The following is a 12,703-nucleotide window of genomic DNA, read 5'->3' as shown; positions in this document are numbered from 1 at the left end:
ATCAAAATGATCCGGGCTGACACGCGTGGCGGACCAAGCCATTGCCGCCGCGGATTTCCTCCTCCGCGATGCGGAAGTGCCTCAGCCGCTGGCCCATGCGCTCGTCGAAGCGGCGCGCCATCCAGGACTCGATTGTCGGGTCATAGGCGGGCTCGACCACATGGGTGCGCCCCTGGAGGAACGCCACCACCACGCCGTCGCGGACGATCAGCCGGCCGTCCTTGAAGACGAAGTCCGGTTTCTCGAACATGGCGCGGCGGTCCGGCCGGTCGGTGTAGACGGTGATGTCGGCGACTGCCCCCGGGCCGAGATGGCCGCGGTCGGTCAGGCCCAGGATGCGCGCCGGCGCGGCGCGGGTCATGGTGGCGATCTCGCCCAGTGAATACTCGCGCGTCAGCGACCCCAAGATGGTGTGTTCCGGCAACGCCGGGTGCAGTTCCGCCATTCGGGCGAGGCGGTAATCGCGGTCCATCAACAGGCGGATCAGCTCGGGATAGCTGGTGAAGGGCGCGCCATTGGGGTGGTCGGTGGTGAGGAAGATCCGCCAGGGGTCCTCGATCAGCAGGAACAGCTCCAGCCCGATCGCCCATTGCAGCGCGTTGACGAAGGCCTTGTCGCGGTAGCGGAAGGGCACGACGCCGCAGCCGGCGTCGCATTCGATGTCCATCATCACCCATTTCTTCGGGTGGGCGAGCCCGGCGTTGTTCATCTGCGCCATTGTGTCGGCCGAGGCCGTAACCGTCTGGCCGAACATGATCTGCCCGACGTCCACCGAGATGTTGGGCCGTCGGTTGACCGCCTCGGCCACCCGCGCGGCAGCGGAGGAGAATTTCCGGTCGCCCTCCGCGCCGTAGGCGTGGAACTGAACGTGGGTGAGGTGGAGCCGCAGACCGTCGACCACCGCAATGCTGTCGAGCGTCGCCTCGACGTTGCCCGGCACGCCGAGGTTGAAGCCGTGCAGATGCAGCGGGTGCGGGATGCCCAGCCGCTGCACCGCCCCCGCCAGGGCGGTGAGGATGCGGCGCGGCGTGATGGCGTGGAAGGGGCCGTTCTCGTCCACGTCGAGGCGGCGCTGGTTGTATTTGAAGGCGTTGATGCCTCCGGGATTCACCGCCTTGACCGCGAGGCTGCGCGTGGCGTTCAGCATGAAGCCGACGTAATCGGCCACTGCCGCCTCCCCGGCGCCGGAAGCGAGAAGCTCCAGCAGCAGGTCGTCGTTGCCCAGCACCAGATAGCCGCCGGTGTCGATCAGCGGAATGTCCGCCATTTCCAGATGCGCGTGGCGGGCGTTGCTCGGCAGCATCGCCGGCTCGAAGGCCGCCGTGTAGCCCATCTGGGCGTAGCGGCAGCCCGTGACGTGGGTGGAGGGGGTGGCGAGGCCGCCGACGCAACCGCAGGGCTCATTCGCCGCCGCGCGATGCTCCTCCGCCATCAGCAGGCGCGCGATGTTGACCTTTCCGCCGGCGATGTGGCTGTGGATGTCGATGGCACCGGCCATCACGACCCGCCCGGACAGGTCGTGGACCTCGTCCGGCGCGGCGCCGGGTCCGGGGTCGGCGACGATCCGCCCGTCCCGGACGAACAGGGTGCCCGCCGCGCCGTCGCGCCCGTTGGCCGGGTCGTAAATGCGCCCCCCGGCGAGCTTCGTCAGCATGCGGGGGCCTCCTCTGGCAGGGCGGCGGCGATGGCCTTCAGCACGGTCGCGGCGTCCGGCAGACCACGGTCGATGAGGCCCCGCGCGCGCAGGGCGACCACGGTGTCGCTGCGGAAGACGTGGGCCGCATGGTCGATGCCCGGCGTGCCGACGGGGATGAACACCGCCGGCTCGTCGGTGAAGGCCGTTCCCGGCGGGCCCAACGCAATGACGGTCCGCTCCGCCGGAAAGGCGGGCACCTCCGGCCGGAAGGCGGACACCCAGACGACGGCGTCCGCCACCGCCGCATAGCGCGCCCAGGCGAAGCGATGGGGATCGTGCAGCGGCGCCCCTCCGGCCAGCGACGTGCGCAGCGGCACGCCGAAGCGCCACGTGCAGACCTGATTGACCCCGACCACGTTGTCGTACCCGGCCAGCGGCAGACCGGCGCAGCGGGTGTGCCGGTTCGCGTCGCGCACAAGACCGACCAGCCGTTCCACCGTCAGGTCGGCGTGCGGGCTTGCAAAAGCAGCGGCGGCCCATGCCACGACAGCGTAGCGCGCCTTGCGCAGCCGCTCCGCCAGGGCGGCGATATCCTCCGCGGCGATACCAGCGGCTCCCGCCGCTCGGGACGGCTCGGCCAAGGCCGCGGCCAGCGCCGCCGCCACGTCCCCGACCCGCGCCGGGTCCCCAGGCAAAATGGTGACAGGAAGGTTGGAAAGTGCCGCCAGGGTGCTGTCCAGCGGCGCGCCGCACAGGAACACCACCTCCCGTGACGGCGGTGTTTGGAAGGCCGGCGCGGGCGCCACCCAGCGCTCGAAGAGGCGGGGATGCAGCGCCGCCGGGTCCGGTCCGGCCACCAGCAACAGGTCGCAGCGGTTGCGCAGCTCGGCCAGGGTCGTCGCGATCCAGCCCGTGCGCTGAAGCACCGCCAGATTTCGGTACAGCCCGTCGGACAACGCGTGATCGACCACCGCCCCCAGCCGTTCGGCGAGCGACAGGGCGGCCCGCGCTCCATCGACGTCGGTGCCGAGCCCGGCCACCAGGGGCGCTTGCGCCGCCGCCAATACCGCCGCCGCGGCCTCCACCGCCTCCGCCAGTGGCACTGCGACGCCCGCGACGCGCGGCGCTTCTGCCGGCGGCGTGCGGGAAAAGCGCTCGCGCGCCACCGGGCAGTCGGTGGAGCGCACCGCCAGCGTCGACGGCGGTTCTTCCTCGACGGTCAGGTCGTCGCAGCCGAGGCCGCAGAACGGGCACACGACGTCGCGATGGACGACGGGTCGCGCGACGGGAGGGGTTGGCCGCTCGCTCGCCATGCCGTCAGTCGTACTTGATGTAGGCGAAGCGCGGGTCGTCGCGGGGCGTGCCCTCCAGGGCGTCGCCGTCGCGGGCGGGCTGCCACTGGATGACCTCCTCGATCTTGCGGGCGAGGTCGAAATCCTTGTCGGTGATGCCCTTGGCCGAGTGGGTCTTCAGCCGCACCTCGACCCAGGCGTAGGAGGCAGTGAGGTCCGGATGATGCCACGCGGCCTCGGCCAGATGGCCGACCGTGTTGATCACCATCAGGGTGCCCTTCCAACTGTTCGTCTTGTACTTCCGCCGGATCCAGCCGTCCTCGAACCGCCACCGCGGCAATATTTTCTGCAGTCGCTCAACGATTTCCGTATCGGAATAGGTGGTTTCCTGAACCGCGGTCATGTCTTCCTCCCCGAAGTGACCGAACAGTCCTCACCCCGAAGAGGTATATACTATTGGATCGGGGTCTTTCTTTAACGAAAGATTATCATGACTAAAAGAACGACGCAACTTTCCTTAAGCGAGTGAGGTCCTCATGCCACTCGGCGTCGATGAAGTCAGGGAGGTGCGGGTCACGGCGCCCGCGCGGTTGCATCTGGGGTTTCTCGACATGAACGGCGGTCTGGGCCGCCGCTTCGGCAGTTTGGGCCTGACGCTCGACGGGATGGCGACGACGCTGCGGGCACGCCCATCCGACCGCCTCTGCGCGAGCGGCCCGTCGGCGGAGCGCGCGCTGAAAGCCGCGCGGGCGGTCTGCGACCGCTTCCGCTGGCCGGCCCGTGCCGAGCTGACGGTGGAGGAAGCGATTCCCGAGCATGTCGGGCTGGGGTCCGGCACCCAACTCGGCTTGGCGGTCGGCACCGCGCTCGCCCATCTGCACGGGCGTCCTTCGACGGTTCGCCGCCTCGCCGCGGAACTGGAGCGCGGCGCCCGCTCCGGCATCGGGATCGGCGCCTTCGAGAGGGGCGGCGTAATCCTCGACGGGGGCCGGGGGCCGGACGACGCGCCGCCGCCCATCATCGCACGCCTGCCCTTTCCAGAGACGTGGCGCGTCCTGCTGATCCTGCACCGCGACGGCCAAGGGCTGCACGGCACCGCCGAGTTGCAGGCCTTCAAGGCGCTGCCGCCCTTTCCGGCGGAGCGGGCCGGGCATCTCTGCCGCCTGATCGTCATGGCGGCGCTTCCCGCGCTGATCGAGGGCGATGCCGACCGTTTCGGGCGGGCGGTGGGCGAGTTGCAACGCACCGTGGGCGACCATTTCGCCCCGGTCCAAGGCGGGCGCTTCACCAGCCCCCTGGTGGCTGAGGCGCTGGCGTGGCTGGAGGCCGAGGGCATTCCCGGCGTGGGACAGACGTCCTGGGGGCCGACCGGTTTCGCCATCGTCGGCGACGCCCGGCGGGCCGAGGCCCTGCTGGCGGAGGCGCGGCGACGCTGGGCGGGGTCCGCGCTGGACTTCCATCTGGCCCGTGGCCGCAACGACGGCGCGACGCTGGAATCCACCACCGACCGGGTGGTGCTGCGGGCCTCCTGACCCCTCACACCCGAGCCAAGCGGGAGGCGCGCGATGGCCGCACCCTATGTTCTGCACATGCTGACGCCGCTGAAGCACGTCAGCGCCTTCGACGTCAACATGGCGGCGGACGCCGGCATGGGACCGCTGTTCCCCTACACCGGCGTCGCGCTGGAGGAGGTCACCGGCATCACCCAGGATGCGATGTTCTCCCGCGACCCGGCGAACGCGGCGCGCACCGGGCTGTTCATCGGCGGGCGCGACGCGGTCCTGGCGCTCGACATGATGGACGCCGCCCGCAAGGCCATGTTCGCGCCCTTCACCATCTCGGTCATGGTCGATCCGTCGGGCGCCTTCACGACGGCCGGCGCCATGGTCGCCGTCGTCGAGCGCGCCCTGCGCCGCAGCCACCCGGACGGGATCAAGGGGCTGACCCTCAAGGTGTTCGGCGCGACCGGCGTGGTCGGCGGAATCGCCGCCGTGATCGCGGCCCTCGCCGGCGCGCGCGTCACCCTGGTCAGCCACCGTGGCCTGTCGGGCGTGGAGCCGAAGGCCGCCGAGTTCCGGCGGCGCTTCGGGGTGGAGCTGGCCTGCGCCGACGCGCCCGACGACGCGGCGCGGGAGGCGCTGCTCGCCGATGCCGAGGTGGTGTTCGGTTGCGGGCGGGCCGGCGTGCAGATCCTCTCCGCGCGCAACCTCGCCGCGGCGGGCCGCCTGCTGGTTGCGGCGGACATCAACGCGGTTCCGCCGTCCGGGATCGAAGGGGTGGGCCCCAAGGACAACGGAACGCCGCTTGCCACCGGGCGCGGTGTCGGCGTCGGCGCGCTGGCGGTCGGCGCCGTCAAGTTCCGGGTGCAGCACGCCCTGCTGACGCGCCTCGCCGCAGCAAAGACGGCGGTGTATCTGGATTTCTGCGATGCCTACGACGCCGCCCGCCAGATCGCCAGTTGAGTCGGTGGTGGAGAGGCCGGACATCCTCGTCGCGGCCCTGTCGGCGCGGGCGCTCGCCGCCGCCGCCCGCCGCGCCGGCCGGCGGCCGGCGTCCATCGATCTGTTCGCCGATCTCGACACCAGACAGCTTGCCGAGCCCTGCCTGCGTCTGCCCGCCGAAGGTCTGCGTCTGGAGTTTGGAGCCCTTCGGGAGGCTCTGGCGCGGGCGGAGCTGCAAGGCGTGCCGCTGGTCTACGGTGCCGGCTTCGAAGACGATCCGGCGCTGCTGGCGCGCCTCGCGGAGGATCGCCCCCTGATGGGCAACCGGCCTGAGGTGGTGGCACGTGTCAAGGACCCGTTCCGCTTCGCCGCGACCCTGGACCGGCTCGGCATCCCCCATCCTCCGGTCGCGCCGGCCTGGGACGGATCGCCCGGCGACCATCTGCGGAAACGGATCGGCGGCAGCGGCGGCGCGCACATCACCCCAGCAACGGACGGTAAAGCCAATCTGGGCTGGTACATCCAGCGCCGCGTTGCCGGTCATGCCCTGTCGGTCCTCTTCCTTGCAGACGGCGACCGCGCGGTCATCGTCGGCTTGAGCCGGCAGTGGACCGTGCCGACCGCGGCAAGCCCCTACCGCTACGGCGGTGCCGCCGGACCCTGGCGCTGTCCGGAGCGCTGGACCCGGATTTTGCCCGCCATGATCGGCCGCCTCGCGGCGGCGTTCGAGTTGGTCGGACTGAACAGCGCCGATTTCCTGGTGACCGGCCCGGACTTTCATCTGTTGGAGATCAACCCGCGACCGGGCGCGACGCTGGACGTCTTCGACCGTCCACCGATGCCACCTTTGCTTGGCCTTCACTTCGACGCCTGCGCCGGGCGTCTGCCCGAGCAACTTCCCAAGCTGTTGAAGTGTCGGGCAGCGTTGGTGCTCTACGCCGACGCCGCCACCCGGATCGAGGCGGGTCGGCGTTGGCCGGTCTGGACCGCGGACCGACCGGCGGCACCGACCATCATCGGGCGCGGCGAGCCGGTCTGCACCGTGTTCGGGGAGGGTCCCAGCGCCACCGCGGCGCGGCGCCACGCCGAGCGGCGGCAACGCGAACTGGCGGCCCTGACCGCGATGGAGATGCAGTGATGACCACGGAAACGCCGTCCGATCCACGCCCCAGCCTCGCCGCGCTGTCGGCGCCGCTGATCGAACGGCTGGTGGCGGATGCCCCGGTGCTTCGCCTCGGCGTCGAGAGGGTCGGCGGGGCCTGTGTCGTCGATGCCGGGATCGGCCATCCCGGCGGGCTGGAAGCCGGACGGCGCATCGCCGAACTGTGCATGGGCGGCCTTGGCCGGGTCGCGTTTGGACCGGTCCCCGGCCCGCCATCCTGGCCATTCGGCGTCACCGTCCACAGCGCGCAGCCGGTCCTCGCCTGCCTCGGCAGCCAATACGCCGGCTGGAGCCTCAGCCACGGCAGCGGCAAGGGCGCCTTCTTCGCGCTGGGCTCCGGTCCCGGCCGCGCGCTGGCCCGGCAGGAGGCGCTGTTCGACGAGCTGGACTACCGCGACGCCGCCGACGCGGCGGCCTTCGTCATGGAGGCGACGGCGGTGCCGCCCGCCGATCTGATCGCCCACATCGCCGCCACCTGCGGCATCGCCGCGGATCGGCTGACCCTGGTCCTCACCCCGACCCAGAGCCTCGCCGGCACCACCCAGGTGGTCGCCCGCGTGCTGGAGGTCGCCCTGCACAAGCTGCACGCGCTCGGCTTCCCGCTCGGCCGCGTCGTCGACGGCATCGGCATGGCACCGTTGCCGCCGGCGAGCGGCGGCTTCCTCACCGCCATGGGCCGGACCAACGACGCGATCCTCTACGGCGGTACGGTCCATCTCCACGTCACCGGCCCTGACGACGCGGCGGAGGATCTGGCACACCGTCTGCCCTCCGCCGCCTCCCGCGACCATGGACGCCCCTTCGCGGAGATCTTCGCGGCGGCGAAGGGGGACTTCTACGCCATCGATTCCATGCTGTTCAGCCCGGCGCGCGTGACCGTCACCGCGCTGGACAGCGGGCGCAGCTTCCACGGCGGCACCCTGGCACCGGACCTTGTGGAGCGCTCGTTCCGCGATGTCCGGTGAGCGCGTGGCCCTGATCCTCACCGAACGGCCAGACTGGCACACGCCGCGGCTGGTCCGGGCCATCGAGGCGCGCGGACTGCCCTGCCGCTGCGTCTCGCCGCGGCGCTGCGGGATCGCCGTCGGCCACACGGCGACGGGCCTGCTGATCCCCGGCTTCGAGGACACGCTGCCGGCAGGCGTCTTCGTCCGCGCGGTGGGCCAGGGCAGCTTCGAGCAGGTGACGCTGCGCCTCGGCGTGCTCCACGCGCTGCGCGACCTCGGGGTGCCGGTCCACAACGACGCGCGGGCCATCGAGCGCTGCGTGGACAAGAGCATGACGAGCTTCCTTCTCTTCCGCGCCGGCCTGCCGACCCCGCCAGCCCTCGCCACGCAGGAGGCCGAACCGGCCCGATACATCCTCGATGATGCGCCCACCCAAGTCCTGAAACCGCTGTTCGGCGCGCAGGGTCGCGGCCTGCAACGGCTGGACAGACCCGACGCGCTGCCCGACGCCGAAGCGGTCGGCGGCGTCTACTACCTCCAGCCCTTCATACCGCCACGGACCGAAGGTGCGTGGCGGGACCGCCGTGTCTTCGTGACAGGCGGGCGGGCGGTCGCCGCGATGACCCGGCATGGGCGGAGCTGGATCACCAACGTCCATCAGGGGGCGACGTGCGAGGCCGCCCCCGCCGACGATGAGGCTGCCGCGCTTGCCGTCCGCGCGGCCGCGGCGGTCGGCGCGAGCTACGCCGGCGTCGACCTGATCCGGGACCGTGCGGATCGCTGGCTGGTGCTGGAGGTCAACAGCATGCCGGCGTGGCAGGGCCTGCAACGGGTCAGCGCGGTGGATATTGCCGACGCCCTGGCCGCCGACTTTGTGGAGCGGGTCGGCGCATGATCGGCGGGCACATGATTGATTGGGCACCGATTCCCCCCGACCCGGCCTCCGGCGTGGCCAGCGCCTACCGCGCCGCCTGCCATATGGAACTGCGCGCGCTGAAGCCCGGAAACGTCCACATCCATGCCGAAGGGCACGGCATGACCGTCGCCCAATTCCTCGCCAGCGCCGACGCGACCGCGCCCATCCTCGCGCGGCCGGGGCTGAGCGTCGGGGAGCGGCTGCACGCCGCCGTCTGCGCCACGCGGGACGCCGTCGGCTGCAACACCAACCTTGGCATCCTGCTGCTGGCCGCACCGCTGGCCCAGGCCGCGCTGATGCCCGGAAACGCCCCCTTGCGCGAGCGGCTGGACCATGTCCTCGCCAGCCTGACGGTGGCGGATGCCGATCTGGCGTTCCAGGCGATCACGCTGGCCAAACCCGGCGGGCTGGGCCGCGTGGAGGGGGCGGACGTGCACGCCCCGGCGCGGGTGACCCTGCTTGACGCCATGCGGGAGGCGCAGGACCGCGACACCATCGCCCGGCAATACGCGACGGGCTTCGCGGACATCTTCGACACCGGCGTGCCGAGCCTGCGGCGATGGTTGGCGGCCGGGGCGGGCTTCGAGCAGGCCACGGAAATGATTTGTGTCGAATTCCTCGCCACCCTGCCCGACAGCCATGTCATCCGAAAATACGGGCGGGAGCGGTCTGAATGGTTACGCGCACGGGCTTCGGAATTGAGGGAAAACACGGCCTCGGATCGTGCATTCACGCTAACGCGATCGCGCTTGGCGGAACTGGACCGGGACCTCAAATACAATGGCGTCAACCCGGGAACGACCGCGGATATTGTCGTGGGTTGCCTCCTTGCGTTCTGGCTCATGCAATCCCCGCAGCCGCCCGTCATAACGGACGTTCTTCGAAAAGACGCGCTCCACGAAGAACGCCGGCAACACTAGGGAGAGAGGACATGCCGATGTGGGGAGGACAGTCCACGAAGATCAACCGCGTGCTCGTCGGTGAGTCGCTGGTCGGTGATGGGAACGAGGTCGCCCACATCGACCTGATCATGGGACCGCGCGGCAGCGCCGTGGAAACGGCCTTCTGCAACGCGCTGACCAACAACAAGGACGGCTTCACCGCCCTTCTCGCGGTCGTCGCACCCAACCTGATGTGCAAGCCGGCGACGATCCTGTTCAACAAGGTCACCATCAAGGGCGCGGAACAGGCGGTGCAGATGTTCGGCCCCGCCCAGCACGCCGTCGCCAAGGCTGTGGCCGACTGCGTGTCGGAAGGCACCATCCCGCAGGACGAGATCGACAACATCTTCATCTGCGTCGGCGTCTTCATCCATTGGGAGGCCAAGGACAACGCCAAGATCCAAGACTACAACTACCGCGCCACCAAGGAAGCCATCGAACGCGCCGTCGCCAGCTTCCCGAGCGCGCAGGACCTGATGAACCAGAAGGACAAGGTGAAGCACCCCTTCGCCGCGTGATGGGCTTATCGGGACAGGGCCGCCAGCTCCGCGCCGCCGATGCGGCCGTCGTGCAGCGCCGTCGCCACCAGGGCGCCGGCGCTGCCGCGGGCTGCAAGGTCATGGAGGTCGTCGCCGTTGCGCACCCCGCCGGCAGCGAACAGGCTGGCCTGCGGCTTGGTCCGGCCAATCTCCGCGAGACGGTTCCAGTCCGGCCCCTCGCCCGATCCGACGCGGGCCAAGGTCATGGCGATGATCCGACGCGGCCACTGATTGGGGCGGTCCGGCAGGTCCGGCGGCCCGACGAAGCGGTCGCGGAAATCGAGCGAGAGGATCAACCGCTCCCAGGCCGGATCGCCCTTCAGCGCGGCCAGCGGCGCGAGATCGTGCAGGCTCTCGCTGCCGAGCACGGCGTCGCCGAGCCCCGACGCGACGAAGCCGCGCACCGCATCGGCGGTGCGGAACCCGGCATCGACCCAGAATCCGACATCGGGAAAAGTCGCTTTCAGCCGCGCCAGCGTTGGCCGGTTGTCGCCGGTGCCCTGGATGGCGTCGAGGTCCGCGGCGTAGACCACCGGGAACGGATGCAGGCGGAGCAGGCCGCCGACCACCGCCACCGGGTCATTGCCGGCGCACAGCGAGGAGCGCAGGGGCGGGTAACGGCCCCGGTCGCCGCGGCGGGCGTGCACCACGCCGCCTTCCCTCAGGTCGATCACCGGAACGACGTGGAACATTTCGCCCTCCCTCGGCTGCATGGCGGCGGACAGAATGCACATCCTGGTCTGTGAATTCGTGACCGGCGGCGGCATGCCCTCGGAGACAGCCATCCCCGCCAGCCTCGCCAGCGAGGGCGACCTGATGCTCCACGCCCTGCTGGCCGACCTGCTGGAGGTGCCGGGGGTGGAGGTGACGGTCACCCGCGACGCACGCCTTCCGCCGCTCACGGCGCCCGTGCGCAGCATAACCATCACCGACCCGCGCGAGTCCTGGTCGCTTTGGGAGGACCTCGCCCGGCAGGCGGACGGCGTCTGGCCGATCGCCCCGGAAACGGACGGCGCGCTGGAGCGCTTCAGCCGCATGGTTGAAGCCAGCGGGCGCCGCCTGCTCAACAGCCGCACCGATGCAGTGGCCATCGCGTCCAGCAAAGCGACGACCGCGGCCATGCTGTCAGCGGCCGGGCTGCCCGTCGTCCCGGTCTGGCGGGTCGGTGTGAACGCCCCACCGGGCGGCGACCCCTGGGTGGTCAAACCCGACGACGGGGCCGGCTGCATCGATACCCGGCTGATTCGCGATCATGCCGACTGGCGGGGCTGGCTGGCCGAGGCGGACCGGAGCGGTTTCGTGGCGCAGCCCTTCCAACCGGGCACGCCGGCCAGCCTGTCGATGCTCTGCCGCGATGGACGAGCGTGGCCGTTGACCGCCAACCGCCAGAGCGTTTCGCTGTCCGGCGGACGCTTCTCCTACGGCGGTGGCATCGTCGGCGGGATGGCGCTGACCCCCACCCTTACCGATCTCGCGCAGGGCGTTGCGGCCGCGCTGCCCGGCCTGTTCGGCTGTGTGGGCGTCGATGTCATCGTCGGTCCCGACGGGCCGACGATCATTGAGGTCAACCCGCGCCTCACCACCTCCTTCGTGGGTGTGCGGCGCGCGACGGGGCTGAACGTCGCCGCAGCCGTGCTGGACCTGTCGCGCGATCCGCCGGTCCCGCCGCAGCCGGTGACGCGCATCGAACCGGTCCTTCTGACGCTTGAGGGGTGAGCCATGGATGGCGGCGCGTTGATCGGATTGGACATCGGCGGAGCGCATCTGAAGGCCGCCCTGTTCAATGAGGCGGGGACGCTCCGCGACCTCGACCAGTGGCCCTGTCCGCTCTGGTTGGGCCTCGACCGGCTGGAGCAGGCCGTCGCGGCGGTGATCGCGCGCTGGGGCCAGCCATGCCACGTCGCCGCGACGACGACCGGGGAGTTGGCGGACCTGTTCGACGACCGTGCCGACGGCGTGCGCCGCATCGCCGCCACGATGCGGTCCGCCCTGCCCGCCGCGACGCTCAGCGTCTTCGCCGGTCCCCGCGGGCTGGTGCCGGTCGATGCCGTGCCCGACTGCGCGGAGATGGTGGCCTCCGCCAACTGGTACGCCACCGCCTTGGTGGCCGCGGCGGGCGGAGACGGCATTCTGCTGGATGTCGGAAGCACGACGACCGACATCGTCCCGCTTGTCGGCGGCGGCCCGCTCCATGCCGGCTATTCCGACGCCGAGCGACTGGACAGCGGCGAACTGGTCTACACCGGCGTCGTGCGCACTCCGGTCATGGCGGTCGCCCGCACGGTCCCCTATGGCGGAGGCCGGCGCGCGCTGATGGCGGAGCTGTTCGCGACCATGGCCGACGTTCACCGCCTGACCGGCACGCTGCCGGAGGGCGCCGATCAGCACCCGACGGCGGACGGGCGCGACCATGGACTCACCGCCAGCGCGCGGCGTCTGCTGCGGATGGTCGGCGACGACCTGGAGCCGGACGGCCTGCCGAAGGCCCGCCGCCTCGCCGGCCATCTCGCGGAACGCCAGCTCCGCCGGATCGAGGACGCGCTCGATCAGGTGCTGTCGCGGGGCTTGATGGCGGACGCCCCGCCGCTCGTCGGCGCCGGGGTCGGCCGCTTCCTGGTGCGGCGTCTGGCCGAGCGCCGGGGGTCGGCATACCGGGACTTCGAAGCGCATTTGCCGGTGGCGCCGGCCTTGCGGGAACGCACGGGATGGTTCGCCCCCGCCGTCAGCGTCGGCTGGCTGGCCTTTGACGGTGCGCCGCACAAACACCTTTGCCCGGTTGCCGGGCCCGCCGACGCGGTTTCATACTTGCCTGATTGAACACAATGCAGG

The 12,703-nt window shown here is 70.9% G+C and carries 13 protein-coding genes; 9 read left to right on the top strand and 4 right to left on the bottom strand.

Translation table 11 applies throughout. The features are described 5' to 3' along the window. Position 1 precedes the first annotated feature (1 nt). From ACWPN7_RS30105 to ACWPN7_RS30095, 3 genes are read right to left on the bottom strand one after another with little or no spacing between them, the layout of a single operon-like run. On the bottom strand, positions 2-1,654 hold the full coding sequence (locus ACWPN7_RS30105; protein ID WP_459197375.1) for a formylmethanofuran dehydrogenase subunit A: 1,653 nt from the start codon (positions 1,652-1,654) through the stop codon (positions 2-4). Then, complete coding sequence (locus ACWPN7_RS30100) at positions 1,648-2,949, bottom strand: formylmethanofuran dehydrogenase (protein ID WP_459197376.1); 1,302 nt, start codon at positions 2,947-2,949, stop codon at positions 1,648-1,650. Before ACWPN7_RS30100 ends, ACWPN7_RS30105 begins: the two co-directional genes overlap by 7 nt. Before the next feature lie 4 nt (positions 2,950-2,953). After that, complete coding sequence (locus tag ACWPN7_RS30095; protein WP_459197377.1) at positions 2,954-3,331, bottom strand: 4a-hydroxytetrahydrobiopterin dehydratase; 378 nt, start codon at positions 3,329-3,331, stop codon at positions 2,954-2,956. 133 nt (positions 3,332-3,464) lie between these two features. On the opposite strand from ACWPN7_RS30095, the gene ACWPN7_RS30090 reads away from it, so the two are divergent. The 7 genes from ACWPN7_RS30090 to fae are packed head-to-tail and all read left to right on the top strand — an operon-like array spanning position 3,465 to position 9,853. Then, complete coding sequence (locus tag ACWPN7_RS30090) at positions 3,465-4,460, top strand: beta-ribofuranosylaminobenzene 5'-phosphate synthase family protein (RefSeq protein ID WP_201043895.1); 996 nt, start codon at positions 3,465-3,467, stop codon at positions 4,458-4,460. Between the two features lie 33 nt (positions 4,461-4,493). Beyond that, positions 4,494-5,390, top strand: a complete 897-nt coding sequence (locus tag ACWPN7_RS30085; RefSeq protein WP_459197378.1) for an NAD(P)-dependent methylenetetrahydromethanopterin dehydrogenase — start codon at positions 4,494-4,496, stop codon at positions 5,388-5,390. Further along, on the top strand, positions 5,356-6,507 hold the full coding sequence (locus tag ACWPN7_RS30080; protein WP_459197379.1) for an ATP-grasp domain-containing protein: 1,152 nt from the start codon (positions 5,356-5,358) through the stop codon (positions 6,505-6,507). The genes ACWPN7_RS30085 and ACWPN7_RS30080 overlap by 35 nt, the downstream gene beginning before the upstream one ends. Beyond that, a complete protein-coding gene (gene mch / locus ACWPN7_RS30075) occupies positions 6,507-7,496 on the top strand; it encodes a methenyltetrahydromethanopterin cyclohydrolase (RefSeq protein WP_459197380.1) in 990 nt (329 codons plus the stop codon). Before ACWPN7_RS30080 ends, mch begins: the two co-directional genes overlap by 1 nt. Further along, the gene (locus tag ACWPN7_RS30070) at positions 7,486-8,373 is read left to right on the top strand and encodes a RimK family alpha-L-glutamate ligase (RefSeq protein WP_459197381.1); all 888 of its coding nucleotides are present in this window, start codon (positions 7,486-7,488) and stop codon (positions 8,371-8,373) included. The genes mch and ACWPN7_RS30070 overlap by 11 nt, the downstream gene beginning before the upstream one ends. After that, positions 8,370-9,314, top strand: a complete 945-nt coding sequence (locus ACWPN7_RS30065) for a triphosphoribosyl-dephospho-CoA synthase (RefSeq protein ID WP_459197382.1) — start codon at positions 8,370-8,372, stop codon at positions 9,312-9,314. Before ACWPN7_RS30070 ends, ACWPN7_RS30065 begins: the two co-directional genes overlap by 4 nt. 11 nt (positions 9,315-9,325) lie before the next feature. Then, positions 9,326-9,853 carry a formaldehyde-activating enzyme gene (gene fae / locus ACWPN7_RS30060; RefSeq protein ID WP_275945596.1) on the top strand — a complete coding sequence of 176 codons (528 nt, stop codon included), beginning with the start codon at positions 9,326-9,328 and terminating at the stop codon, positions 9,851-9,853. Positions 9,854-9,858: 5 nt separating this feature from the next. Here the strand turns inward: fae and ACWPN7_RS30055 are convergent, their stop codons facing one another. Continuing rightward, the gene (locus ACWPN7_RS30055) at positions 9,859-10,566 is read right to left on the bottom strand and encodes a HisA/HisF-related TIM barrel protein (protein ID WP_459197383.1); all 708 of its coding nucleotides are present in this window, start codon (positions 10,564-10,566) and stop codon (positions 9,859-9,861) included. 34 nt (positions 10,567-10,600) lie between these two features. On the opposite strand from ACWPN7_RS30055, the gene ACWPN7_RS30050 reads away from it, so the two are divergent. Both ACWPN7_RS30050 and ACWPN7_RS30045 read left to right on the top strand, forming a co-directional pair. Then, on the top strand, positions 10,601-11,590 hold the full coding sequence (locus ACWPN7_RS30050; protein ID WP_459197384.1) for an ATP-grasp domain-containing protein: 990 nt from the start codon (positions 10,601-10,603) through the stop codon (positions 11,588-11,590). Positions 11,591-11,608: 18 nt separating this feature from the next. Continuing rightward, positions 11,609-12,691: a hydantoinase/oxoprolinase family protein gene (locus ACWPN7_RS30045; RefSeq protein WP_349620131.1), complete on the top strand. Its 1,083-nt coding sequence runs from the start codon at positions 11,609-11,611 to the stop codon at positions 12,689-12,691. Positions 12,692-12,703: the final 12 nt, after the last annotated feature.

This window comes from Azospirillum sp. UENF 312511 (assembly GCF_058780635.1).
The sequence above is the reverse complement of the archived record's forward strand: the minus strand, read 5'-3'. Positions and strand labels throughout refer to the sequence as shown.